General features: G+C 65.5%; 21 protein-coding genes. 8 read left to right on the plus strand and 13 right to left on the minus strand.

The window, feature by feature from the left end; genetic code table 11:
• Window positions 1–91: 91 nt before the first annotated feature.
• The 3 genes from ATO9_RS03710 to gloB all read right to left on the minus strand — a co-directional run bounded on the left by ATO9_RS03710 (window position 92) and on the right by gloB (window position 4347).
• Entirely contained in the window at window positions 92–1084 is a 993-nt protein-coding gene (locus ATO9_RS03710) for a M23 family metallopeptidase (RefSeq protein ID WP_238318658.1), read from the minus strand.
• On the minus strand, window positions 1081–3411 hold the full coding sequence (gene clpA / locus ATO9_RS03715) for an ATP-dependent Clp protease ATP-binding subunit ClpA (protein WP_043745125.1): 2331 nt from the start codon (window positions 3409–3411) through the stop codon (window positions 1081–1083). Before clpA ends, ATO9_RS03710 begins: the two co-directional genes overlap by 4 nt.
• 171 nt (window positions 3412–3582) lie before the next feature.
• A complete protein-coding gene (gloB, locus tag ATO9_RS03720) occupies window positions 3583–4347 on the minus strand; it encodes a hydroxyacylglutathione hydrolase (RefSeq protein ID WP_052418075.1) in 765 nt (254 codons plus the stop codon).
• Window positions 4348–4408: 61 nt separating this feature from the next.
• Here gloB and ATO9_RS03725 point away from each other — a divergent pair, with 61 nt between their 5' ends.
• Window positions 4409–5164 (plus strand): class I SAM-dependent methyltransferase, encoded by a 756-nt coding sequence (locus ATO9_RS03725; RefSeq protein WP_043745127.1) that lies wholly within the window; start codon window positions 4409–4411, stop codon window positions 5162–5164.
• Window positions 5165–5394: 230 nt separating this feature from the next.
• Here the strand turns inward: ATO9_RS03725 and ATO9_RS03730 are convergent, their stop codons facing one another.
• Complete coding sequence (locus tag ATO9_RS03730; protein ID WP_043745130.1) at window positions 5395–7170, minus strand: hypothetical protein; 1776 nt, start codon at window positions 7168–7170, stop codon at window positions 5395–5397.
• A gap of 877 nt (window positions 7171–8047) precedes the next feature.
• On the opposite strand from ATO9_RS03730, the gene ATO9_RS03735 reads away from it, so the two are divergent.
• From ATO9_RS03735 to ATO9_RS03760, 6 genes are all read left to right on the plus strand, one after another.
• On the plus strand, window positions 8048–8614 hold the full coding sequence (locus ATO9_RS03735) for a F0F1 ATP synthase subunit delta (protein ID WP_043745133.1): 567 nt from the start codon (window positions 8048–8050) through the stop codon (window positions 8612–8614).
• Complete coding sequence (gene atpA / locus ATO9_RS03740; protein ID WP_043745136.1) at window positions 8614–10152, plus strand: F0F1 ATP synthase subunit alpha; 1539 nt, start codon at window positions 8614–8616, stop codon at window positions 10150–10152. Before ATO9_RS03735 ends, atpA begins: the two co-directional genes overlap by 1 nt.
• Before the next feature lie 12 nt (window positions 10153–10164).
• Window positions 10165–11049, plus strand: coding sequence for a F0F1 ATP synthase subunit gamma (locus ATO9_RS03745; RefSeq protein ID WP_043745139.1), 885 nt, complete (start codon window positions 10165–10167; stop codon window positions 11047–11049).
• 18 nt (window positions 11050–11067) lie between these two features.
• Window positions 11068–12492 (plus strand): F0F1 ATP synthase subunit beta, encoded by a 1425-nt coding sequence (atpD, locus tag ATO9_RS03750; protein WP_043745142.1) that lies wholly within the window; start codon window positions 11068–11070, stop codon window positions 12490–12492.
• A gap of 12 nt (window positions 12493–12504) precedes the next feature.
• Complete coding sequence (locus tag ATO9_RS03755; protein WP_043745144.1) at window positions 12505–12924, plus strand: F0F1 ATP synthase subunit epsilon; 420 nt, start codon at window positions 12505–12507, stop codon at window positions 12922–12924.
• Window positions 12925–13158: 234 nt separating this feature from the next.
• Window positions 13159–13500: a hypothetical protein gene (locus ATO9_RS03760; RefSeq protein WP_043745146.1), complete on the plus strand. Its 342-nt coding sequence runs from the start codon at window positions 13159–13161 to the stop codon at window positions 13498–13500.
• A gap of 90 nt (window positions 13501–13590) precedes the next feature.
• On the opposite strand, the gene ATO9_RS03765 is transcribed toward ATO9_RS03760, so the two are convergent.
• The 9 genes from ATO9_RS03765 to ATO9_RS03810 form a co-directional block, all read right to left on the minus strand.
• On the minus strand, window positions 13591–14625 hold the full coding sequence (locus ATO9_RS03765) for a TRAP transporter substrate-binding protein (RefSeq protein ID WP_043745149.1): 1035 nt from the start codon (window positions 14623–14625) through the stop codon (window positions 13591–13593).
• A gap of 27 nt (window positions 14626–14652) precedes the next feature.
• Complete coding sequence (locus tag ATO9_RS03770) at window positions 14653–15960, minus strand: TRAP transporter large permease (RefSeq protein ID WP_043745151.1); 1308 nt, start codon at window positions 15958–15960, stop codon at window positions 14653–14655.
• The gene (locus ATO9_RS03775; protein WP_043745154.1) at window positions 15957–16532 is read right to left on the minus strand and encodes a TRAP transporter small permease subunit; all 576 of its coding nucleotides are present in this window, start codon (window positions 16530–16532) and stop codon (window positions 15957–15959) included. The genes ATO9_RS03770 and ATO9_RS03775 overlap by 4 nt, the downstream gene beginning before the upstream one ends.
• Before the next feature lie 462 nt (window positions 16533–16994).
• Window positions 16995–18623 carry a hydantoinase B/oxoprolinase family protein gene (locus tag ATO9_RS03785; RefSeq protein ID WP_043745160.1) on the minus strand — a complete coding sequence of 543 codons (1629 nt, stop codon included), beginning with the start codon at window positions 18621–18623 and terminating at the stop codon, window positions 16995–16997.
• Entirely contained in the window at window positions 18620–20674 is a 2055-nt protein-coding gene (locus tag ATO9_RS03790; protein ID WP_043745657.1) for a hydantoinase/oxoprolinase family protein, read from the minus strand. Before ATO9_RS03790 ends, ATO9_RS03785 begins: the two co-directional genes overlap by 4 nt.
• 110 nt (window positions 20675–20784) lie before the next feature.
• Complete coding sequence (locus ATO9_RS03795; protein WP_052418076.1) at window positions 20785–21684, minus strand: LysR family transcriptional regulator; 900 nt, start codon at window positions 21682–21684, stop codon at window positions 20785–20787.
• A gap of 230 nt (window positions 21685–21914) precedes the next feature.
• On the minus strand, window positions 21915–23228 hold the full coding sequence (locus tag ATO9_RS03800) for a TRAP transporter large permease (protein WP_043745163.1): 1314 nt from the start codon (window positions 23226–23228) through the stop codon (window positions 21915–21917).
• An 83-nt stretch (window positions 23229–23311) separates the two neighbouring features.
• Window positions 23312–23938, minus strand: coding sequence for a TRAP transporter small permease (locus ATO9_RS03805; RefSeq protein ID WP_043745166.1), 627 nt, complete (start codon window positions 23936–23938; stop codon window positions 23312–23314).
• Between the two features lie 63 nt (window positions 23939–24001).
• Entirely contained in the window at window positions 24002–25102 is a 1101-nt protein-coding gene (locus ATO9_RS03810; RefSeq protein ID WP_043745168.1) for a C4-dicarboxylate TRAP transporter substrate-binding protein, read from the minus strand.
• A 331-nt stretch (window positions 25103–25433) separates the two neighbouring features.
• On the opposite strand from ATO9_RS03810, the gene ATO9_RS03815 reads away from it, so the two are divergent.
• On the plus strand, window positions 25434–25781 hold the full coding sequence (locus ATO9_RS03815; protein WP_043745170.1) for an H-type lectin domain-containing protein: 348 nt from the start codon (window positions 25434–25436) through the stop codon (window positions 25779–25781).
• Window positions 25782–25974: the final 193 nt, after the last annotated feature.

Consider the following 25974-nt stretch of genomic DNA (forward strand, 5'->3'; position numbering starts at 1 on the left):
CAAGACCCATGATCTGTTGTCCCGCCCGGCGGCAAGGCCGGGCAGCGAGGGTGTCAGGGCGTGACCAAGTCCCCCGTGTGTCAGCCGTGGATCACTCCACCATCAGCGGCACCGTCTTGGTGGAGATCACCTCTCCGCGCCGCTCCAGCTTGACCGTGCCGGTATAGGCGCCGGGGGTTAGCGGGTCCGACAGGCGGCGGCCCGCGGCACGGAAGAACTGCGCCTTATTGCCCTTGATCAGCTGGCGGGTGTCGAAGATGCGCCCCTGCGGACCGTCGATCGTCAGCTCCATCACGTCGGCCTGGCGACCGCCGAAAGCATAGCCCCAGACCACGATGGCGGGCGCTGTGGCCGCGATGCGGGCACTGTGGGCGGTGCCGGCCTTGATGTCGTCATAGGCGGGCACGGCAGTGGCGAACCCGGCAGAGAGGATACCCCCGGCCTGGTAGGCGATGTCGCCGAACCACATCGTATCGCCGCCCGGCGCGCCACACGTATCGGGCGCCTGCCCGGGCAGGAACGGGTCCACGACCTCGCCATCCTTGCGGACGGAGATATGCAGATGCGGGAACTGGCTGCGGCCCGAAATGCCGACCTGGCCCAGCACCTGCCCGGCCTCGACCCGGTCGCCCTTGGCCACGGTGACGGAGCCCTGCTTCATGTGGCAATACTGGGTCTGCCAGCCATTGCCGTGATCCAGCACCATGCCGTTGCCGCAATCGCGCCCGTCGATCCGGGTGTCTTCCTCGCGCGTGTAGAGCCGGTCGATCATGCCGTCGCGCAGGCCCCGGACCACGCCGGGCGCGGCGGCGTAGACATCGACGCCGGCCTCCATCGCGGCCAGCGAGGGCAGGGCGAAATCGGTGCCCTTGTGGCCATCATAGCTGAGCGCGGCACAGGTGAAATCGCGGTATTCGGGGCCAGGATCGGTGTCGACGTAGTTCTGGATGAAACAGGTGTCCCCCAGCGTGCAATCGATGGGCTGCTGAAGGGCAGGGGCGTCGTCCTGCCCCTGCGCGGCAGGGGCGAGGGCAAGCAAAAGGGCGGGGAAAATCCCCGCCCTTATCGGTGCCTTGAACATCATTCCGCGGTCAGCAGCGGGGGCTTGTTGCCCGACAGGCGCGGCCTGCCCGGACCCTCCATGCGGAGGTCGATCTTGCCGTCCTTGACGCCAACCTTGACGACACCGCCCTTGGCGAGCGTGCCGAAGAGCAGCTCCTCCGCCAGCGGTTTCTTGATGTTTTCCTGGATCACGCGACCCAGGGGACGTGCGCCCATCTTGTCGTCGTAGCCCTTTTTGGCCAGCCATTCGGCGGCGGGCTTGGTCAGTTCGATGCTCACGCCGCGATCCATGAGTTGCGCTTCAAGCTGAAGCACGAACTTCTCGACCACCTGAAGGATCGTGTCCTTCGGCAGCGGCTGGAAGCTGATGACGGCGTCCAGGCGGTTGCGGAATTCCGGCGTGAAGGTGCGTTCGATCGCGGCCGTATCCTCGCCTTCGCGGCGGTCGCGGCCAAAGCCGATCGCGGCCTTCGCCTGTTCCGACGCCCCGGCGTTGGAGGTCATGATCAGGATCACGTTGCGGAAGTTCACCGTCCGGCCGTTATGGTCGGTCAGCTGGCCGTTATCCATCACCTGCAGCAGGATGTTGTAGACATCCGGGTGCGCCTTTTCGATCTCGTCGAGCAGCAGCACGCAATGCGGATGCTGGTCCACGCCATCGGTCAGCAGGCCACCCTGGTCGAACCCGACATAGCCCGGAGGCGCGCCGATCAGGCGCGAGACCGCGTGTTTCTCCATGTATTCCGACATGTCGAAACGCAGCAGTTCGACGCCAAGCGTATCGGCCAGCTGCTTGGCGACCTCGGTCTTGCCGACGCCGGTGGGACCCGCGAACAGGTAGTTGCCGATGGGCTTTTCCGGCTCGCGCAGGCCCGCGCGGGCCAGCTTGATCGCCGAAGACAGCGCCACGATGGCATCGTCCTGGCCGAAGACCACGCGCTTGAGCGAGGTTTCGAGATCCTTGAGCACCTCCGCATCGTCCTTGGAGACGTTCTTCGGGGGGACGCGGGCGATCTTGGCGACGACGGCCTCGATATCCTTGGCGCCGATGGTCTTGCGGCGCTTGGATTCCGCGACCAGGTGCTGGGCGGCACCGGCCTCGTCGATGACGTCGATGGCCTTGTCGGGCAGCTTGCGGTCGTTGATGTAACGGGCCGACAGCTCCACCGCGGTCTTGATCGCGTCGTGGGTGTAGCGGATCGCGTGATGCTCCTCGAAATAGGGCTTGAGGCCCTGGAGGATCTTCACCGCATCATCCACCGACGGTTCGTTCACGTCGATCTTCTGGAACCGGCGCGACAGCGCGCGGTCCTTTTCGAAGTGCTGACGGAACTCCTTGTAGGTGGTGGAGCCCATGCACCGCAGCTTGCCGCCCTGCAGGGCGGGTTTCAGCAGGTTGGAGGCATCCATCGCCCCGCCGGAGGTCGCGCCGGCGCCGATCACGGTGTGGATCTCGTCGATGAACAGAACCGCGTCCTCGTGATCCTCAAGCTCGGTCACGACGGCCTTCAGCCGTTCCTCGAAATCGCCGCGATAGCGGGTGCCGGCCAGCAGCGCCCCCATGTCGAGCGAGTAGATCGTGGTGTTGGCCAGGACCGACGGGGTTTCACCCGACACGATCTTGCGCGCCAGGCCTTCCGCGATGGCGGTCTTGCCGACGCCCGGATCGCCCACCAGCAGCGGGTTGTTCTTGCGGCGGCGGCACAGCACCTGGATGCAGCGCTCCACCTCGGATTCGCGGCCGATCAGCGGGTCCACGTCGCCGTGACGCGACTTGGCGTTCAGGTCGACGCAGTACTTGGCCAGGGCGCTTTCCTTGCCGTCGCCTTCGGGCGCGGCAGAGGCGGCCTGGGACTGTGCTTCTTCTTCCTCGGCGCCGGTGACCGGACGGCTTTCGCCGTAGGCCGGGTCCTTGGCGACACCGTGGGCGATGAAGTTGACCGCGTCGTAGCGGGTCATGTCCTGTTCCTGGAGGAAGTAGGCGGCGTTGCTTTCGCGTTCGGCGAAGATCGCGACCAGCACGTTGGCGCCCGTCACTTCGGTCCGGCCCGAGGACTGGACGTGGATGGCGGCGCGCTGGATGACGCGCTGGAACGCCGCTGTCGGCACGGCTTCGGAGCCGTCGACATCGGTTACCAGGTTGGACAGGTCTTCTTCGACGAATTCCAGCAGGGTCTTGCGCAGGTCCTCGACATCCACGGAACAGGCCTGCATCACGCGGGCCGCGTCCGGTTCATCGATCAGGGCCAGCAGCAAATGCTCCAGCGTTGCGAATTCATGGCGGCGCGCATTGGCCAGAGCCAGGGCCGCGTGAATAGCCTGTTCAAGCGTGTTCGAGAATGAGGGCACTCGCATGCTCCTTTTCGATCTGGGTTGGAGCGCGGGGGTATCGGCCCCGGCATCAACCATGGCCTCATAGTATTAAAGTTTGGTCGATATTGGCCGTTCTTCAAGGGTTTTCTTCGGCGTTCTCATCACATTTATCTGCTTGACGTCATTTGGGCCTGTCTTTGCAGCGATTCAGAAGTTGTCTTTTCTGCGCCGAACCTCGGCAAAGACCTCTGCCGCGGGGGCGCCTTCAAGGCCCACGGCCTTTGCGACGGCATCGGTATGGGCCCGCAGGAAGGGGTTCGTGGCCAGTTCCTCGGCCAGCGAGACCGGCACGGTCGGCTCTCCGGCATCGCGCTGTGCCTGCACCTTTTCGGCCCGCGCCTTGAGGTCGGGATTGTCCGGTTCGATCGACAGGGCGAATTTCATGTTCGCCAGCGTATATTCGTGGCCCGAATAGATCATCGTCTCGGGGGGCAGGGCCGCCAGCTTGCTGAGCGTCTCGTGCATCATCTCCATCGTGCCCTCGAAGACACGGCCGCATCCCCAGGACATCAGGCTGTCGGCGGTAAAGATCACCCCGGCCTTTGGGAAGTGGAACGCCATATGCCCCAGCGTATGGCCGGGAACGTCCAGCGGCACGGTATAGCCTTCGCCCTCACCGCCGTTCATGCCCTCGGTCAGTGCCATGTCGAGCGGCGGCAGCTTGGCCTCTTCGGCTTTGGGGCCCATGACCTTGAGGCCGGGAAAGGCCTCTTTCAGCGCGGCGGTGCCCTCGGTGTGGTCGCCGTGGTGATGGGTGATCATCAGCACGCCCGGTTCCCAGCCCCGCTCCTGCGCGGCGGCGATGATCGGGGCGGCGTCGGGCGCGTCGATGATGCAGATCCCGTCGGGGCCTTTCACGAGGTAGGCGTAATTATCGGACCGGCAGGGGATCGTGACGATGTCCAGGGGCATGGCAATTGGCCTCCTCGTTGTTATGGTGCCCCCATGGAAACCCAGACAGGGGCGACTTGCAATGCACCTGGACGTACAGGACCTGCGCAATTTCTATTACCGCTCGACCCTGGGCCGTGCGGCGCAGACCCATGTCCGGCGCGAAGTGCTGCGGCTGTGGCCCGAGGCACAGGGCCAGACCGTGGCCGGTTTCGGCTTTGCGGTGCCGCTGCTGCGGCCCTACCTGCCGGATGCGAAGCGGGTGATCGGGCTGATGCCCGGCCCCCAGGGCGTGATGCCCTGGCCCGCGGGGATGCCCAATATATCGGTGCTCTGCGAGGAAACGCAATGGCCGCTGGAAACCGGCCATGTCGACAAGCTGATCCTGCTGCACGGGCTCGAGACCTCCGAGAACCCCTCGGACCTGCTGGAGGAATGTTTCCGCGTGCTGGGGCCGGGGGGCAAGGCGCTCTTCATCGTGCCGCATCGCTCGGGGCTCTGGTCCCGGTCCGACAAGACGCCCTTCGGTTATGGCCGTCCCTACAGCCAGGGCCAGCTGGAGGCACAGCTGAAGCGCCATTCCTTCCTGCCCGAACGCCATGCCGCCACGCTTTACCAGCCGCCCTCGCATCGACGGTTCTGGCGCAAGACCGGCGCCTTCTGGGAGAAGATGGGCGGCCGGTTCTCGATGGTGCTGACCGGTGGGGTGCTGATCGTGGAGGCGTCGAAACGGGTCTACATGCCGTCCGGCCCGGGCGAGCGGGTGGCGCGGCCCTCGGGGCTGAAGGTGCTGGAGGGACTGACCTCGCCCAAGCCGGAGCCGGCGCGGAAGGTTTGACGGGGGGAGGCTAAAAGGGGGCCTCTGCGTCCGCCTTCGATCATGGTCCTGGCGACCACCAATGCCCCCAGGTGCCGCCCGGCGGCACGCCGCTGTCCGCATCGCTTCGGTTGGTGGTGGCGCTCAGTTGAAAGCGTTTCCGGGCCCCCAAAAGCAACCGCCCCGGGACAAAGCCCGGGGCGGATGGCATTCGAAACGGGCACCCTCGGGACAAGCCCGGGGCCGAAGCGTCACACCACGGCAACCGGCGGCGGGTCCGCGCTCAGCTGCAGTACTGTGTCGGTGTCGAAGCTGGTCAGCCCGGTCAGGCGGATCGTGCGGATGAGGTCCGGCTGGGTCGCATCCGTGCCGTGCTTCATGGTGATCGCCAGGTCCACGGCCTCTTCGCCGTCGACCTTTGTGGCGGTCATGTCGCTCAGGCTGTAGCCGGTTGCGGCCTCGGGCAGTTCCAGGACCAATATGTCCTCGTCCGGGTCGAAATCGGTGATCGTGCCGACCATGTCCGAACCGGGGAAGGCGGTGGCGAGGATATCGGCCTCCGCGTCCGACCCGGCAGCGGCGGGGCCGTCCTGGTAGTCGATCTGGGGTGTGAACAACTGGTTCGAGATCGTAAAGGTATCCGCCCCGGCGCCGCCGGTCGCGGTCATGTCGATCATGTCCTCGGACCCGGTTTCATAAAGGTCGATCGCCCCCTGCAACGCGTCCGCGTGGACCTTGCGGTCGAAGGTCAGGGCGTCGTCGCCCGATCCGCCATCCATCTCGCCATGGCCATAGGCGGTGATCGTGTCCTTGCCGGCCTGGCCCGACATCTCGCCGCGGCCCGAGATCACGTCGTCGCCGATCCCGCCTTCGCCGGTGCCCTCCAGCCCGACGCTCAGCACGTCGTCGCCGGAGCCGCCGTAGACATCGACCGATGTCGTGGCGTCAAAAAGCGCGTAGCCCTGGGCCTCCAGGTCCACGTGGTCGGGCAGGTTCACCGGCGGAACGCCCCGGTCGGGGAAATTGCGGATGAAGTCCACGTCGCCCCCGTCCAGCGTATCATCGCCCTGGCCGCCATAGGCCGCACCGTCGCTGTCGCCGTCCTCGCGGTTCAGGTAGGTGTCGTCCCCCGACCCGCCGTAGATCTTGGCATCCTGGAAGCCGATAAAGCTGTCCGCGCCTTCACCACCGTAGGAGGTCGATTTGTTGAAGCTATGGAAGGTGTCGGAATCCACGCCGCCATAGGCGGTCCCGCTGTCGCCGACGACAAAGCTGTCCTGGCCGGAATCGCCGCGCCCGACGCCCTCGTGCCGAATGTAGAAACTGTCATCGCCCTGCTGGCCGCGGGCAAACCCGTCGCCCCAGACGCGCAGGGAATCGTCGCCCGATCCGCCCAGGCCCGTGCCGCGGCTGCTGACGCTGATCGTGTCGTCGCCCTCTTCGCCGAAGGCCTTGCCATCGCCGTAGACACGGAAGAAATCGTCGCCGGAGCCGCCGAAGCCGCGCCCATCCTGGTAGAGCGTCGTGCTGTCATTGCCCGCGTCGCCAAAGCCGCGGGCGTTTTCGTAGACGGTGAGGCTGTCGTCACCCGCCCCGCCATAGCCATCGGCCTGGCCCCAGAGCGTCATCGCATCATCGCCCACCCCGCCGGAGCCTAGCGAATTGGCTTCGGCCCAGACACTGTCGTCACCGGAATTGCCGAAGGCCTTGGCCCCGGCACCTTCGGCGCGCACATGGTCGTCGCCGATCCCGCCCTCGACCCGGGTGCCGGCATAGGCGGTCAGCAGGTCGTCGCCGCTTTCACCGTAGACGATCCCGCGCTCGGACTTGGAAATGACGTCGTCACCGCCCTGCGCTTCGAAAAAGAGCGGGTTCGGGCCGAGGTTGTAGACATCGACGCCATCCGTGGCCTGCGGGCCGGTCGGTTCCGGCTGCGGCTCCTGCGGTGTCGGTTCATCATCGGCATCTGATGTGCCAGCTGTCGACGCGATGATCGCGCCGACCAGAAAAAGGAATAGAAACCCCATGTCAGCCCCCAGACCGAACGATGTTGAAATGAACCAGAGGCGCGGAAATAGAAAAGGTCGGGCCTTGGTCTGGGGAGGATATTAACCTTTCCCGTACATTCAGCAAGTTGCAAGTTTGTATATAAGGCCCCGGAAACGCATTGTTTCTTGTCTCACGTGCGACGGGGTTTTCGTCGTATCTGAAGGTGCAAGAATTAACGATGGCGTTGAAATGCTGGGCGTTTCGGCTGGTCCAATCGGCGCCGATGCGACACTTGCCCCTGTCGTTTGCCGCAATGGTGTCACCCAAACCGCCCGCAAAATGACCTGTTGCGGCATCTTCCTGTCATCCCGACGGCGGAAACACGAGGGGTTCAAGGGCCTGCGACGTCCTGACCTTTCCTCCCGGGGTGCCATTGGCAAGTTGCGCCGCACATGAATCAATACCGGACCTCCGATCTAAGGCAGCGGAAATGTGGCATTTCCCGCGGCGCCGGGCAGAATCAGTGACCGCCCGACCGGGGCTCTGCTGAAGAAAGTGACACTTAATGCCGCAGGTGTGCCGGCGGGCCTGAATGATGTTTGCGGTAACCGTCCGGCCCGGTCCGCGACGGGGTGAATGACGCCGCGAGAGGCCGGGCGCTTTGAAAGGTAACGGAATCGCAATCCTTTTTCGGGTCCCGGGGTCCCGGATGCACGCATATCGCGGATTGCGGAGGACCATCCGATCCCGGAACAGCCCGAAAAACAGGCGTTTTCAAAGGCTCTCCATAGCGGGTTGATAGGGGGGAAGGCCTCTGCTACACCCACGCCGATTTTACCGCTTTGGCCTTGGCCGAGGCATAACGCCCCCTGCCTGCGCCACACTCGCGCGTAAAGGGGCCAAGACATCGGAAGGGTGGACGTGTCCGAACCAGCTTCGATTTCATCCGGCATCGCCGCGCGCTATGCCAAAGCGATTTTCGAAATTGCCCGCGAAAACAATGATCTCGCCTCGCTGGAATCCGGCGTCGATGACCTGGGCACTGCCCTGGCCGACAGCGCGGACCTGCGGGATCTGACGACTTCCCCGGTCTATTCGCGCGAAGCGCAGGGCAAGGCGATCGCGGCCGTGGCCGACAAGATGGGCCTGCCGCAGGTCCTGAAGAACAGCCTCGGCCTGATGGCGCAAAAGCGCCGCCTGTTCGTTCTGCCCCAGCTGGTCGCCCAGCTGCGCGAGCAGATCGCAGAGCACAAAGGCGAAGTGACCGCGCAGGTGACCAGCGCCAAGGCCCTGACCAAGACCCAGGAAACCAAACTTGCCAAGGTTCTGTCGACCCAGGTCGGCAAGGACGTGAAACTGAATACTGCCGTCGATGAAAGCCTCATCGGTGGTCTCGTCGTGAAAGTGGGCTCGAAGATGATCGACACGTCGGTCAAATCCAAGCTCGCATCCCTCCAGAATGCTATGAAAGAGGTCGGATAATGGGAATCCAAGCTGCCGAAATTTCTGCCATCCTAAAGGAGCAGATTTCCAACTTCGGTCAGGAAGCCGAAGTTGCAGAAGTGGGCCGCGTGCTCAGCGTCGGTGACGGGATCGCCCGTGTGCACGGCCTGGACAGCGTGCAGGCCGGTGAAATGGTCGAATTCCCCGGTGGTATCCGCGGGATGGCCCTGAACCTCGAAGCCGACAACGTCGGTATCGTGATCTTCGGCTCCGACCGTGACATCAAGGAAGGCGACACCGTCAAGCGCACGAACGCCATCGTGGACGTTCCCGCCGGCGAAGCGATGCTGGGCCGCGTTGTCGACGGTCTGGGCAACCCGCTGGACGGCAAGGGCCCGATCGAGGCCTCCGAGCGCCGCATCGCGGACTCCAAGGCGCCGGGCATCATCCCGCGTAAATCGGTGCACGAGCCGATGGCGACCGGCCTCAAGGCTGTCGACTCCATGATCCCGATCGGCCGTGGCCAGCGCGAGCTGATCATCGGCGACCGTCAGACCGGCAAGACCGCCGTGGCCCTCGACGCGATCCTGAACCAGAAATCCTACAACGACGCCGCCGGCGACGACGAGAGCAAGAAGCTCTACTGCGTCTACGTGGCCGTCGGCCAGAAGCGGTCCACCGTGGCCCAGTTGGTGAAGAAACTGGAAGAAACCGGCGCCATCGAATACTCGATCGTCGTCGCCGCAACCGCATCCGACCCCGCGCCGATGCAGTACCTGGCCCCCTACACCGCAACCGCGATGGCCGAGTACTTCCGCGACAACGGCAAGCACGCCCTGATCGTGTACGATGACCTGTCCAAGCAGGCCGTGTCCTATCGTCAGATGTCCCTGCTGCTGCGTCGTCCGCCGGGGCGTGAAGCCTACCCGGGTGACGTTTTCTACCTCCACTCGCGCCTGCTGGAACGTTCGGCCAAGCTGAACGAAGATTTCGGCTCCGGCTCGCTGACCGCTCTGCCGGTCATCGAAACCCAGGGCGGCGACGTGTCCGCGTTCATTCCGACCAACGTGATCTCGATCACCGACGGTCAGATCTTCCTGGAAACGGAACTGTTCTACCAGGGTATCCGCCCGGCCGTGAACACCGGTCTGTCGGTGTCTCGTGTGGGTTCGTCCGCTCAGACCAAGGCGATGTCCTCGGTTGCGGGCCCGGTGAAACTGTCGCTCGCCCAGTACCGCGAGATGGCCGCGTTCGCCCAGTTCGGCTCCGACCTCGATGCCTCCACCCAGCGTCTGCTGGCCCGTGGTGCGCGCCTGACCGAGCTGATGAAGCAGCCGCAATACGCGCCGCTGACCAACGCGGAAATCGTCTGCGTCATCTTCGCCGGCACCAACGGCTACCTCGATGACCTGCCGCTTGGCGATGTGGCCCGGTTCGAAGCCGACCTGCTGAAGTTCATGCGCAACTCCAAGAAGGACGTGCTTGACTGGATCACCAACGAGGATCCCAAGATCAAGGGCGACGCCGCGGACAAGCTGAAGGCTGCTATCGACGAATTCGCCAAAGACTTCGCTTAAGGAGATCGCGATATGCCTTCTCTTAAGGACCTAAAGATCAGAATCGAGTCGATCAAATCGACTCGTAAGATCACCAAGGCCATGCAGATGGTGGCCGCCGCAAAACTGCGGCGGGCCCAGGATGCGGCCGAAAATGCGCGCCCGTACGCGGAACGGTTCAACGCCGTTCTGGGTCAGCTCGCAGCGTCTGTCGGCGGGTCCGACAGCGCGCCCAAGCTGCTGCGCGGCACGGGCAAGGATGATGTGCAGCTCCTGGTCGTCATGACGGCGGAACGGGGTCTGTGCGGTGGCTTCAACACCAATATCGTGAAGCTCGCCAAACAGAAGATCGCGGAGCTCAAGGCCTCCGGCAAGACGGTCAAGATCCTGACCGTCGGCAAGAAGGGCCGCGAGCAGCTGAAACGGGAATATGCCGATCTCTTCGTCGGCCACGTGGACCTGACCGAGGTCAAGCGCATTGGCTACGGCAATGCGCAGGACATCGCCAAGGACCTGCTGGGCAAGTTCGAGGACGAGGAATTCGACGTCTGCACGATCTTCTACTCGGAGTTCGTGAACGTCGTCAGCCAGGTGCCGACGGCCCAGCAGATCATCCCGGCCACCTTCGAGGCCGCGGAAGACGGGGCCGAGGCCGATGGTGGCGTGCAGTACGATTACGAGCCGGACGAGGAAACCATCCTCGCCGACCTGCTGCCCCGTGGTGTCGCAACGCAGATCTTTGCGGCCCTGCTGGAAAACGCAGCCTCGGAACAGGGCGCGCGGATGTCCGCAATGGACAACGCGACCCGGAACGCGGGCGAAATGATCGACAAGCTGACGATCGAGTACAACCGCTCGCGTCAGGCCGTCATCACCAACGAACTGATCGAAATTATCTCGGGCGCGGAAGCGCTTTAACGGAACCGGAGACGAAACATGGCAAACGCAAAAGGCAAAGTGACCCAGGTCATCGGCGCCGTTGTGGACGTGCAGTTCGACGATCACCTGCCGGAGATCCTCAACGCACTGACCACCGACAACAACGGCAGCAAGCTGGTTCTGGAAGTGGCGCAGCACCTCGGTGAAAACACCGTCCGCACCATCGCAATGGACGCGACCGAAGGTCTGGTCCGCGGCCAGGAAGTGACCGACACCGACGGACCGATCTCGGTTCCGGTCGGCACCGCAACCCTGGGCCGCATCCTGAACGTGATCGGCGAGCCGGTCGACGAAAAGGGCCCGGTCGAGGCAGACGAATACCGCCCGATCCACGCCCCGGCACCGGATTTTGCCGACCAGGCGACCGAAGCCGAGGTCCTCGTGACCGGCATCAAGGTGATCGACCTGCTGGCCCCCTACGCAAAAGGCGGCAAGATCGGCCTGTTCGGCGGCGCCGGCGTGGGCAAGACGGTTCTCATCCAGGAACTGATCAACAACATCGCGAAGGTGCACTCGGGTCTGTCCGTGTTCGCCGGCGTGGGCGAGCGGACCCGTGAAGGGAACGACCTCTACCACGAGATGATCGAATCCGGCGTTCTGACCCCGGACAACCTGCCGGACTCCAAGATCGCCCTGTGCTTCGGCCAGATGAACGAGCCGCCGGGAGCCCGTGCACGGATCGCCCTGACCGGCCTGACGCTGGCAGAGCAGTTCCGCGACGCAACCGGGACCGACGTTCTGTTCTTCGTCGACAACATCTTCCGCTTCACCCAGGCCGGTTCGGAAATGTCCGCACTGCTGGGTCGTATCCCCTCCGCTGTGGGTTACCAGCCGACGCTGGCCACCGACATGGGTGCGATGCAGGAACGGATTACGTCCACGAAAAACGGCTCGATCACCTCGATCCAGGCCGTCTACGTTCCCGCGGACGACCTTACCGACCCGGCACCGGCCACGACCTTCGCCCACCTCGATGCAACCACGGTTCTCAACCGTGCGATCTCCGAGCTTGGCATCTACCCGGCCGTGGACCCGCTCGACTCCACCTCGCGTCTGATGGACCCGCAGGTGATCGGCGAGGAGCACTACCAGGTTGCCCGTGACGTGCAGGGTATCCTCCAGCGCTACAAGTCGCTGCAGGACATCATCGCGATCCTCGGGATGGACGAACTGTCGGAAGAGGACAAGCTGACCGTGGCCCGCGCCCGGAAAATCCAGCGTTTCCTCTCGCAGCCGTTCGACGTGGCGAAAGTGTTCACCGGCTCTGACGGTGTGCAGGTTCCGCTGGAAGACACGGTCAAGTCGTTCAAGGCCGTTGTGGCCGGCGAATACGACCACCTGCCCGAAGCGGCCTTCTACATGGTTGGCGGCATCGAGGAAGTGAAAGCCAAGGCTGAGAAGCTGGCCGCGGAAGCAGCGTAAGGGTCTGACATCATGGCAGATACCCTCACCTTCAGCCTTGTTTCGCCGGAACGGAGCCTCGCCTCCGGGTCTGCGAAAGAGGTGCAGATCCCGGGCGCCGATGGTGACCTGACGGCGATGGCAGGCCATGCCCCGCTGATCACCACTCTGCGCCCCGGGCTGCTGCATGTGTCCGGTCCGGACGGGGACGACGATTACGTCGTCACCGGCGGCTTCGCCGAGATCTCGGCCGAAGGCGTCACCGTCCTGGTGGAACGTGCGCTGCACCAGAAGGAGATGACGCAAGACATCTTCAACGATTGGGTCAAGGAAGCAAAGGAAGCCCACCAGGCGGCTTCCGGCGACGCCGCCGACAGCGCGGCCAAGCTGCTGGCCGACATGGTTGCCGTGGGTGGCCATATCGGTCTGGATTCGTCCCAGGCGAACCTCTGATCCGATCCGCATGACGGATTTGAAAGGCCCCGGACCCGCTCCGGGGCCTTTTCTTTTTGAACCGTTGCCAAGCGGCGCGCCTGCGGCGCACGCGATGCCTTGCGATCATCCGGGGGATGATCGCGGGGGCGCCTAGCGGTGCGGTCCGGGCCGTGTGGGAACCCTGGCTGCCTAGCGCAGCGGTCAGGGCCGGTTCCCCTGTCCCACGCGGCGCAATCGCGCTATCCATGCCCTATGATGAACGCCGACGATCTGCGCGCCTTCCTGACGGGCCAAGACCTATACGCCTTCGACCCCGCCACCGGCGACCGGGTCGCACAGGTGGCCTATGACCCGGACGGCACCTGCCGCCTGCGCTTTGCCGATGGCCGGGCGGAGGGCGGGGTCTACGGGGTCGACGGCGACACCTACTGGACCCGCTACGACGCGTTCCGGGGCGGGGCGGTCAATGCCTTCCGGCTGGAAACGCTTGCCTCCGGTATCGCACAGGCCTGGCACGTGGATGGTACCCGCGCCTTCATCCAGACAGCACAGGACAGCCTGCCGTCCGACCTGATCCCGGGCCCTGCCGACTGATCCGGGCCTCATCGACCGGCCTAAACGCAAGACGCGCGGCCCGTTGCCGGACCGCGCGCCTGTCTACGCGTATTGGATGGCTCTAGCCGATCATTCGATGGTCACGCCCATGGTCTCGCCGATGGTGGCGTTCCAGGTGGTCACGCACTCCGCGCCACAGCGCTCGGCGAAGGCCGGCAGGATCGCGGTCTGCACGCTTTCGGCCACCAGCGCCTCGTCGGCTTCGGTCAGGGGGACCAGCGTCATGCCGGCCGGGTCGCCATGGGGGCAGGGGCCGGAGGTGTTGCAGGCCAGGCCCGTCTCGGTTTCCGTCGCAGCCAGGTCGAAGATCGAGCCTTCAAGTTCAAGCAGCCCCTCGGTCAGGTAGTCCTGCACCGACGCGTCCAGGCCGTTCCACCAGTCCAGGTTGGCCAGCTGTGCGGCGAGGCCGAAATTGACCGGCATCGGAGAGATGAACTTCGCGCTCTCGCTCCACTTCGCCTTGTAGCCCGACAGCGCGCCGGTGATGGCGCAATCGACCACGCCGCTGGCCAGCGAGGATTGCACCTCGGCGAAGGCCATCGACACGGGCGAACCGCCGAGGCTGCTGACAAAGGCCTGCTGCGACGCCCCCGAGGCGCGCACCTTGCGACCGGCGAGATCTGCGATGGCGGTGAATTCGTCGCGGCAATAGATCACCTGCGCCTGGTAGGTGCCGAAGCCCAGAAGCTTGATGTTGTGCTCGGTCTCGAGGAAGTCGGCATAGGCCTCGCGCCAGGCGCCGGTGACCTCGGCCAGTTCCTCGACGCTGCCCAGAAGGCCCACGAGGTCGGCGGATTCGTTCATCGGCACTTCGCCGGAATTGTAGGCCAGCACCGTGGTGGCCATCTGCAGCGTGCCGTTGCTGACCAGGCGGAAGATCTCGCCGCCCTTGAAGCCCAGTTCAGTGAAGGGTTTCACGTTGACCGTGATCTTGCCGTCGGTCTCGGCGGGGACCGTTTCGGTCCAGAAGGGCAGTTCCTTGTCGATGTACATCGACAGGCTGCCGATGGAGCCGACGACGTTGAATTCCGTCTCGGGCATGTCCTGCGCAAGCGCGGGCACGGCCATGGCGGCGGTGAGGGCAAGGGGCAGTAAGGACTTCATGGATAATCTCCCTGGTTGGTTGCGGCGTTATCCGCCGGTCTTCGGATTGACGATGGTGGGCAACCACAGCGCCAGCTGCGGAAACGAGATGAGCAGGGCGATCATGATCAGCATCGCGATCAGGAACGGCGCCGCGCCCTTGAAAAGATCGGTGAAGGCGCCGCCGCCCTTGCGGACGGCCTGCACCACGTAAAGGTTCATGCCCACGGGCGGGGTGATCAGTGCGGCTTCGATCAGGATGACGAAGACGACGCCCCACCAGACCGGCGAATAGCCCAGGCTGACCACGACGGGGGCGATGATCGGGGTGGTGGCGATCATCATGCTGAGGGTTTCCATGAAACAGCCCAGCACGAGGTAGAAGCAGATGATCGCCAGCAACATGCCCAGCGGGCTGAAGCCCAGCCCCAGCACCGCGTCGGAAATCGCCTGGACCAGGCCGATGGAGACCATGACGAAGTTCAAGAAGGACGCGGCGATCACGATCAGCATGATCATGCAGGTGGTGCGCGCGGTGCCCTCGAAGGCTTCCAGCAGCACGGGCAGGGTCAGCTTGCGGTTCAGCGCCACCAGCCCGATGGTCGCCACCAGCCCCAGGGCCGAGGCCTCGGTCGGGGTGGCAAGGCCGGCATAGATCGACCCGACCACGATGGCGAAGAGCCCGATGGGCGGCACCAGGTGCGGCAGCCCGCGCAGCCGTTCGCCCCACAGGCCCCGGCGTTCGATCTTGTGCCCGCCCCAATCGCGCCGCCACAGGACCAGCGCCAGGATGATGCCGGAAAACAGCCCCGCCAGCATCAGCCCGGGCAGGAACCCCGCCGCGTAGAGATCGGTGACAGAGGTATCGGTCAGCACCGCGTAGATGATCATGTTGATCGACGGCGGGATCAGGATGCCCAGCGTGCCCCCCGCGGCGATGGAGCCGAGGAAGAGCGGCCGGTTATAGCCCCCCTTGTCCATCTGCGGGATCGCCACCGTACCGATGGTCGCCGCCGTCGCCAGTGACGAACCGGAGGTCGCCGCAAACACGGCCGAGGACGCCACGTTGGTGTGCATCAGCCGCCCCGGCAGCCGCGCGAACCACGGTGTCAGCGCATCGAACAGCCGCCCCGACACGCCCGACCGGTGCATCAGCTCGCCCATCATGATGAACATCGGTGCGGCGACGAGGATGAAATCCTCCGACGAATTCCACGCCAGCTCACCCGCCGCCCCGGTCATCGGGAAGAAGGCGTAGTTCTCGGACAGGATATAGCCGGTCAGCGCCAGCACCGCCGCGACCGGCAGGCTCAGCGCGATCATGCCCAGCAGCAGGAGGAGCGCGGTCGAAATCATCGGCCCCCCTCCGCCGCGTGCACGGCATCGGTGATCTCGGCGTCGATATCGGCGCTGCCGACGATGGCATGGAACCCGTCGCGATCCCCGCGCACCAGCCGCAGCACGGCCCGGATCGGCGCCAGCACCGCGACGAAGGCGAACCAGAACAGCCCGATCCACCACAGGCCCTGCGGGATCACCATCGGGATCCGCAGAAGCGAAATCGACCGCGCCCCCATGTCCCAACTCTGTGCCAGGGTCTTCCAGGCGTACCAGGCCAGCGCCGCGGCCACGACGGCCAGCACGCAGGCGGCCAGCAGGTCACAGGCCGCGCGCAGGGCAAAGGGCAGGCGGGCGACCAGGAAATCGACCCGGATATGCGCCTTGGTCGTGACCGTGTGCGCCATGCCCAGCCCGATACAGGCGGCAAGGCCAAAGCCCGAGATTTCAAAGCTTTCCACCGCGCTGCGGTTGAAGAAATAGCGCGACAGCACGTCGATCGTGATCGGCACGGCGCATCCGAACAGGACCACCGCGCCGGCAATCCAGGCCAGCCATTGGGATATGCGGTTCACCAGGGGATCGGTCATGCGGCGCCTCCGTTGCGGAAACCGGAGCATGCCGCGTGGCCCCTGTCCATCCTTGTCTTGAGCGCCTCGGTGCGGAAGGGGCGGAGAGGTGAATTGGATTGCATGTGCCGGTGCAGGACGTTGGCAATCGCGCGCCCCCTGCGCGTGAGGCGCTGTTTGCCTTGCTGGCCGATGATCCCATGTCCCGTGCGGCGGTCACACCGTGCATCGCCGATCGGCCCCGTCGCGTGGTCGGCACGCCGAATTGGTCTGCCCCACTTTTGCTGGGACGGGCCGCGACTTCGCGCGCCCGTCGGGCCGGTCGCGGCCCTCAGCACTGGTGCGCGGCAGAGTGCAACCAATCCTGCCAAGAGGATGGACGACCCTTTTGCGTCGGCGGTCCTCGGCGCGTCATGGCGCATCGCCAGGGCCGCAGGGATGTCCCCCGTCGCAGCGGTCCCGCTCCGGTCCATCCCTGCCGCCTCAGACATAGCCATCCGCCTCATCCTCGGCCCGGGCCTCCGGGTCGCGCTCGGACGGGGCGCCGTGACCGCCGCCGCCGGGGGTCTCCATCCGCACGATATCGCCCGCCTGCAGGGGATGTCCGACCGTCTTGGCGCTCAGCTGTGCGGTCTCGCCGTCGCGGGTCACGCTCAGGGACCCGCCGCGCCCCTCGGCGCCGCCATCCAGCCCGTAAGGCCGCGTGTCGAACACGTCGAAGGCCGAGTTCAGCAAGCCGCTTTCGGCCAGGAACTCCCATTCCCGCACGATGCCCAGCCCGCCGCGCATCCGGCCCGCCCCGCCAGACCCCGAGATCAGCCCGTAGCGCGTGAACCGCAGCGGGAACAGCGCCTCGATCATCTCGACGGGGGTGTTCTGGCCATTGTGGAACCCCGCGGCCAGGCCGTTGGCGCCGTCCTTTTCGGGATGCGCGCCCCAGCCGCCCAGCTCGGCGTCGAAATAGACCTGGCGGCGGCCATCGGCGTGGCGGATGTTCACCGCGTGGTTGAAGGTCGTGCCGTAATAGCTGGCGGGGATGCGGTCGGGGATGACCCCGGCAAAGGCGCGCAGCACGGCGGTCGCGGTCTTGTGGCCTGGCAGCATCCGCATCGCCACCGGCGCGGGGAAGCTGGCATTGACCAGCGATCCCTCCGGCGCGGTCACGGTGATCGGGCGATAGCAGCCGGCATTGACCGTCGCGGTCACCCCACACGCGGCGATGACGGCGTAATAGACGGCCGAGGTCGTGGTCGCCATGGTCGCGTTGATCGGCCCGCGGGCCTGCGGCGCGGTGCCGGTGAAGTCGATGGCGATCTCGCTGCCCTCGATGGTCAGCGTCACCGCGATGCGCAGCGGCTCTCCGCCCGACACCTCGGCATCGGTGAAATCTTCGGCCGTCCAGCTGCCGTCGGGCAGCGCCTCGATCGCGCTGCGCATCTCGTGTTCAGCATGGTCCAGCAGGGCGGCGCCGATTTCTTCCAGGGTGTCGGTGCCATAGCGGTCGGCCAGCCGCAGCATCGCCCGCGCGCCGACATCCAGTGCCGCGATCTGGGACAGGAAATCGCCGCGGAAAGTTTCGGGTTCGCGCACGTTCTGAAGGATGGTGGCGAACAGGTCCTCCTGCATCTCGCCGCCCTTCACGATGCGCACCGGGGGCAGGCGCAGCCCCTCCTGGAAGACCTCGACCGCGCTGGCCGTATAGCCCCCCGCCGCCCCGCCGCCGACATCGACATGGTGGATCAGCACGCAGGTGATGGCGATCCGGCGGCCGTTCTCGAAGACCGGCTTGAAGGCGATGAAATCTGGCAGGTGCTGGCCGCCGCAATAGGGGTCGTTGGTCACGATCACGTCGCCCTCGGCCCAGTCCTTCAGCGGGATGTGATTGGCGATCACGTGGCGCAGGCACAGCTCCATCGAGTTCAGGTGCACCGGCATCCGCGCCGCCTGCGCCACGTTGCGGCCCTCTGCGTCGAAGACGGCGGTCGAGTAATCCAGCAGCTCGCGCACGGTGGTCGAACGCGAGGTGCGCCAGACCGTCACCGACATTTCTTCGGCGACCGACACCAGCGCGGCCGAGACGATTTCCAGCAGGACGGGATCGGGGCGGCTCATGTCTCTTTCCTCGCGGTCATGTCACCGGACGGGGTCATGGTCATCGACCAGCCCGCCGGCAGCAGCATGGTGGTGTATTCCTGTTCGATGATCGCCGGGCCGTCGATCCGGGCCCCGGGGGCCAGCGACAGCTGGCGATGCACCGGCGTGTCCGTCCAGGCGCCGTTGACGTGGACGGGGCGGGTATGGTCGACAGCCGCCTCGCTTGGGGCGTAATCGTCGGTGGGCAGGTCATCCTCGCCCAGCACACCGATGGCGGTCAGGCGCAGTGTCACCAGCTCCACCGCCTCTTTCGGATCGTCGAAGGAAAACCGCTGGCGATGCTCGTCCTCGAACCGGGCGCGCAACTGCACCAACCCGTCCGCGTCCAGGCCGCCCTCGGGCAGCGGCACCGTCAGCTCGAAGGCCTGGCCGGCATAGCGCAGATCGCCGGTCAGGATCAGGCGGCGCCGGTCGGCGGCCATGCCATCCTCGTCCAGCAGCGCCTGGCCCTTCTCGCGCAGCTCTGCCGCGATGGCCTCGAGCGCGGGCAGGCTGTCGGGGACCAGCGGCAGGATCTCGGTCCGCGACAGGTCGTGCTGAATGTCCGAGAACAGGATCCCATGCGCCGAAAAGGTCGACGGATCGCGCGGAAAGATCACCCGCGTGATCCCCAGCTCCTCTGCCACCTCGACCGCGTGCAGACCGCCCGCGCCGCCAAAGCTCATCAGCGCGAAATCCCGCGGGTCCAGGCCCTTGGCGAACAGAGAGAACTTGATCGACGCGGCCAGCTTCGCGTTCACCACCGCCAGGATGCCCGAGGCCGCGTGATCCGCGCTCAGCCCCAGCGGCGCCTCGATCCGGTCATGCAGCGCGGCGCGGGCCCCGTCCAGGTCCAGCGCGAACCGCCCGCCCAGGAAGGTCGCCGGGTCCAGCCGTCCGAGGATCAGGTTCACATCCGTCACCGTGGGTTCGGTGCCGCCGCGTCCATAGCAGACGGGGCCGGGCACGGCACCCGCGCTGCGCGGGCCCACCTGCAAGCGGCCCGACGGATCGACAAAGGCGACGCTGCCGCCGCCCGCGCCGATCGTGTGCATTTCGACCATGGGCACGCGCACGGGCAGGCCGTCGATCTCGCCCTGGGTGACGACCGACCGGACCCCGTCCGAAACCACCGCCACGTCATAGCTCGTCCCGCCCATGTCGACGCCCACCACGTCCGGCGTGTCCAGCCGCCGCGCCAGTTTCTGCGCCGCCAGCACCCCGCCCGACGGGCCGGACAGCAACAGCTTGACCGGCGCCTGCACCGCCGCCTCAAGGCTGATCGCGCCGCCATTGGACTGGATCAGGTAGAGCGGCGCGGTGATGTCCGCCTCGGCCATCCGGGTGCGCAGCGCGGCGACATAGCGGGCGATGACCGGCACCAGCAGGGCGTTCAGCACCGTGGTCGCGGTGCGTTCGAATTCGCGGATCTCGGGCGAGACCTCGTGGCTGCACGACACCGCCAGGTCCGGGCAGCGCTCCAGCAAACGGTCGCGGATCGCGATTTCCTGTTCGGGGTTTGCAAAGGCGTTCAGCAGGCAGATCGCCACCGCCTCCGCGCCCGAGGCCGCAACCTGGTCGATGACCGCATCCAGTGCCGCCGCGTCGATCTCGCGGATGACCTCGCCGCCCGCGCCGATGCGGCCCGGCGCGCCAAAGCGGTGGCGGCGCGGGATCAGCACCGACCGTTCCGGCGCCTTCAGCGCGTAGATGTCGGTGCGGGCATGGCGGCCGATCTCCAGCACATCCTCGAACCCTTCGGTGGTGATCAGCGCGCCGGGGGGCAGGTCGCGGGTCAGCACCGCGTTGGTGGCGATGGTCGTGCCATGCAGGATCAGCGCGATATCCTCGGTGCCAAAGCCGAACCGCTCGCCCGCCTGAGTGATCGCGTCGGTCAGGCCGCGCGCCGGGTTGTCCGGCGTGGTCGGCGATTTCAGGCTATGTGCCCGGCCCGTCGCGGCATCGCGGAATTCGAGGTCCGTGAAGGTCCCGCCGATATCGACGGCGATGGTGATCCGGGGTCTGGGCATCAGGGCAGGCATCCGCTTTTGATCTGGCGCTTGGTGCGTCTGGCCAAAGCGTTGCCGTGGAAAATTATTAAATCAAACTCAGAATTTTTTGCGTTTGCGATAAGGAAATTTTATCGGCTGTGCGCATGGGCCTGCGCGACCTCCAGTGCCATCTGCCCGGCACTTTCCACCACGTGGCTTTTCGGATCGCCCAGGTAAGAGGCCGTGAATTGCAGCGGCGCGGGCAGCCAGCCGGGATCGAAGACCCGCAAAAGCCCCCTCTTTTCAAGGTCATGACCCAGGGCGCGGGGCAGGGGCGCGACGCCCAGCCCGGCCTCGACCATGCGGAAACAGGCCGACAGCGAAGACGAAGTGAAGACCTGCACTTGTGTCCCGACCCGGTCGAACAATTCGCGTTTCAGCTCTCTGTGCGGGCGGGTGTTGCGGGCATAGGTGATCACCGGTCGCGTGGCGATCAGGGCCGCATCGCCGCCCGGAGGGCTTATTGTTTCAGCAGCCACGTACCAGGCCAGGTCGAATCCCGGCAGCATCACGTTGGTCACCGACGCCTCCGAGATCGGGCCCAGCAGGATCGCCAGGTCGATCTCGCGGTCCAGCAGCCCGGCCCGCAGGTTGGTCGAGACATCGACATTGACCTCGATCTCGACCTTGGAGAACCGCTGGTGCAGGGCCGCGACGAAATCCGGCAGCCAGGATTGCGCAACGGTTTCCGCCACGCCCAGCCGCAACTGCCGCTCGATCCCCTCGGGGGCGATGATATGGGCGGTGACCTGTTCCGACAGCGTCTCGAACTGCTCCGCGTAGCGCACCAGCATGTCGCCCCGCTTGGTCAGCACGAGCCCCGCGCCCTTGCGGTCGAACAGCTCGACCCCGAGCGCGGTTTCCAGCGCTTTGATCCGGGCCGAGACGGCGGGCTGGGTGACATTCAGGCTCTGCGCCGCCCGCCGCACCCCGCCCAGCCGGACGACTTCGAGAAAACTGCGGAGCTGTTCGATATTGAGGCGGGTCAAGGGCTGGGTCTCGCGTTGCGTGCCCGGACCTTAGCAGCGCCGGGCGCGGGGCCAAGCGCAGAACTTGGATGGGCCAGCCGCCGCTCCTCACCAAGGGCCGCGCCCTCCCGGGGGGAGGATCGGGCGCGGCCCGGGCTTTCAGCCCGTGCCAAGGATCGTGTTGATAACCTCGGTGGCCGCCACGTCCCCACAAAAGCAGAAGAGGAGGCCTAAGCCCCCTCTCCAATCCGTCACCCGTCCATCATCAGGCTTGGCAGCCAGAGCGACAGGCCCTGGTTGTAGATCAGCAGCCACATGATGAAGAACTCGCAGACCAGGAACCAGCCGACCCCCTTGAAGATCGTCGATAACGGCACCGCGTCCCCGACCACGTTCTTCACGATATAGACGTTCAGCCCCACCGGTGGCGTCAGCAACCCGATCTCGATCATCTTCACCACGATCACGCCGATCCAGATCAGGTTCACGTTCATCGCGTCGAAGGCCGGCAGGAAGACCGGCAGGGTCAGCAGCATGATCCCCAGCGGGTCCAGGAACATGCCTAGGATCAGGTAGATCACCGCCAGCGCGATCACCAGCTGGATTTCTCCCAGGTCGTAGCTCGCCACCAGGTTGGCGATGTAGGAGGGCACCCCCGCCATCGCCAGGAACCGTGTCAGCAGCACCGCCCCGATCGCCAGGAAGAACAGTGACGACGTTGTCCTGAGCGCATCCATGACCGAGCTCTTCAGCACGTCCCACGATGCCCGTCCCTGCGCCCAGCCGATCACGATGGCAAAGAGCGCGCCAAGCGCTCCGGCCTCGGTCGGGGTGGCGACGCCGGCATAGATCGACCCGACGACGCCCAGCACCAGCAGCGGCAGCGGCCAGATGTCCCGCAGTACCCGGATCCGGTCCGCCCAGGTCACGGTCATCTGCACCTTGGGCGCCAGCTCAGGCCAGACGATGCAGCGGCCCACGATCATGATCGTGTAGGCCCCCGCCGTCAGCAGGCCGGGGATCAGCCCGGCGATCAGCAGCCGCCCCACCGATTGTTCGGTGAAGAAGCCGTAGATCACGAAGGCGATCGAGGGCGGGATCAGCGCCCCCAGCGTCCCCGAGGCCGCAACCGTCCCGGTGGCCAGCGACTTGTCATAGCCGAAGCGCAGCATCTCCGGGATCGCCAGCCGCCCCACGGCCGCCGAGGTTGCCACCGACGATCCGGATGCCGCGGCGAACCCCGCGGCGGTGAAATTCGTGGCCACCGCCAGCCCGCCCGGCAAGGCGTTCAGCCAGACCCGCGCCGCAGCGTATAGCGACGAGGTCAGCCCCGTCTTGTAGGCAATCGCCCCCATCAGCAGGAACATCGGGATCGCCGACAATTCCCAGGACGAGGTGAACTCGTGCGGCAGCGACCCCACCATGGCAAAGGCCGCGCGTTCGTTGCGCACGATGATGATCCCGACGAACGAGACCGACCCGAGCGCGAAGGCAATCGGCACCCGTGCCGCCAGCAGCACCAGGATGGCGCCTATGCCCATGAAACCAATCGTTAGTGAATCCATCTGTCAGCTTCCCTGTTGCGCCGCTGCTCCGGTCCCTCTCTCGGGGCCGCCGGGCAGGGCGTCATTGTCTGAATAAGGGGGGCTCAGTCGGCAGAGCCGCCGCCCCGCCCGACACCGATATTGCCGTCATCGCCCCTGTTGGCCGTGGCCTTCTCGGCTTCGGCCAGCGCCGCCTCGACCGAGGAATGCAGCGACCGGTCCGGCACGATCCTGTCCCCGCGCAGGGCAAAGACCAGGTTGTCCAGCGCGTAGATCGCCAGGTAGACGGCGGCCAGGAACGTCCCCAGCGGGAAGAACCAGCGCGCGCCCCAGACGGGGATGTCGAAGGTGGCGGTTTCCCAGACCTCGCCGATCTCGGTCTGGTGCAGGGCTTCCTCGAACCCCTGAACGCAGAGGATCGCGGCGTAGATGCCGCCGATCGTGCAGCCGAACAGCTTGAACCAGGCCAGCTTGCGCGGGGCCAGGTGCTGGGTGAACAGCTCGACCTCCAGGTGCTCGTGATCGCGTGTCACGGCCCCCAGCGGCAGCCAGACCAGGGCAACCATGTAATAGGCGGACACGATCTCCAGCGTGCCGGTGATGGGTTTGTGGAAGATGTATTTCATGGCCACGTCCAGAGAAATCTGAAGCATCATCAACACGATGACGGCGCCGCCGACCAAGGCGACCAGGCCGGAAACACGGCTTGCGACGGATTCGATCGCACGCATATCGGTGTTCCTTGGATATTTGAGAGGGAAGGGGGCCGGACCCGATGGCCCGGCCCCGGCAACTCACAGCTTGGAGAAGATCTCGGCTTCCAGGGCGTCGCGATAGGCGTCCTTGTCCTGGCCGACCTCGGCCACGATCTCGGTCCACTTCTCGACCAGGCCCATGAAGGTCATGACGATCTCCTCGGCATTCTCGATGCCGTCTTCCTGGCCCTGGGCGATGGTGTCGGCGACCGCGTTGGCCTGCACCTCGTCCCAGGCGGCGACAAAGGCGTCATCCGCCGGGGCCACCGTGCCGCCGTTCTCGCGCAGCCAGTCCATGCCGGCCTCGCCATCGGCGACATAGGCCCACATGATATCTGCCACGTTCTGGGACATCTCGCTCATGAAGATGTCACGCTGTTCCTGGGTCAGGTCCTCCCAGCTGTCGGCGTTCATGGCAAAGTTCATGGTGCCGAAATACGACCCAAGCGATGTGGTCCAGGCGGCCTTGGCGAAATCCTTCAGGTTGTAGGTGTTCAGCCAGGCGGTCGACCCCGCGGCACAGCTGATCTGGCCCCGCTGCATCGCCTCGTACATCTCGGCGGTGGTGATCGACACCGGCGCCGCGCCGATGGCCTGCATGCCGCGGCCCACCGACGATGTCGCACGGATCTTCACGCCCTGGATGTCGTCCAGCCCGTCGATCGGGTCCTTGCAGATCACGTGGTAGGACCCGGTGGCCGACCAGCTCAGGCCCACGACATTGTTCTTCTCGCGTTCCTTCACGCAATCGGGGCAATGCAGCAGCTGCATCTCGTTCATCGCGGCGGCCATGACCTTGGGGTCTTCGCCCACAACGATCATGCCCGACAGCATCGACGACACGGGCAGGGATGCCTTGACGTAGATGTCGACGACGCTGGCACTGTCGAGGATCGAATTGCCCACGTTGTTCAGCAATTCCTTCGGCCCGCCCATGGCGCCGCCGGGGAATTTCTCGAAGGTCAGCTCGCCATTGGTGCGCTCGGTGATGCGCTCCATCGTCGGCAGGGTGCCGTTCACATAGGTCGTATGCGTGGGCGAGGTATAGCTGCCATAGGTCAGCTCGCGCGCCATCCCGGCACTGGCAGCCAAAGCGATACCGGCTGCCGCCGCGGCGACAGGTGCAAAACGAAAGTTCATCTGGTTCTCCTCCCTTGAACTCCGGACCGCCCGTCATGGTTGTTTTCACGGGCGGCTATGTCAGGCCGTTTGAAACCGGCTCTTGTCCCCTGAGGCTACTTATTGACCGGCCGGTAAGCAAGAATTTCATGTGCTGCGGGCGCGCGGCACCGGGCGTTGCACACCGGGACTCCGGATGACGTAAGGTAAATAAGTGAGGATCGTCAGGGTCTTGCCGGGCATACCGGAGAGTATGAAATTGTGCCGGCCGACCGGATATTTCCCATTTCTTCGTCCCATTGTTGCCGGATTTCTGGGTCACACAGGGTCGGCAAGACCAAGGAAGACTCCAATGCAGAAGCTCAACAACAACTCGATTGGCGTGGCACAGGGCGAATCCGTGCTGTTTTCCGACTGTGAAAGTGGCGGTGAGATGTGGACGGGCGAAGGCAGCCGCGAAAGCCGCCAGCGTATCATCTTCAAGGAACGGTTCCGGGGGCAGCCCGTCGTTCATTGTTCGATGACGATGTGGGACGTGGACAACAGCGCCAATGTGCGCGCCGATGTCACCGCGCAATGCATCGACGGAAACGGCTTCGACATCGTGTTCCGTACATGGGGCGATACCCGCATCGCGCGGGCCCGGATCGGATGGATGGCCATCGGTGAGGTCGCGGAACGCGACGACTGGGACGTCTGACGCCACGGCCTGCGCCGCGGCGCGGGCGCTCGACCCCGGGCAGGCCGCTGCGCCTGACCTGACCGGACCGTTTGGCCCGGCTTTTTCCCTGTAACCAGATCTTTCGGCGCCGCCCCGATGCTGCGCTGCAGTACCGACGTGATACCGACGTCATACCGACGCGATACCGATGGGGGTGTCCTGGCACCTCTCC

This window comes from Pseudooceanicola atlanticus, assembly GCF_000768315.1.
Lineage (GTDB): Bacteria > Pseudomonadota > Alphaproteobacteria > Rhodobacterales > Rhodobacteraceae > Pseudooceanicola > Pseudooceanicola atlanticus.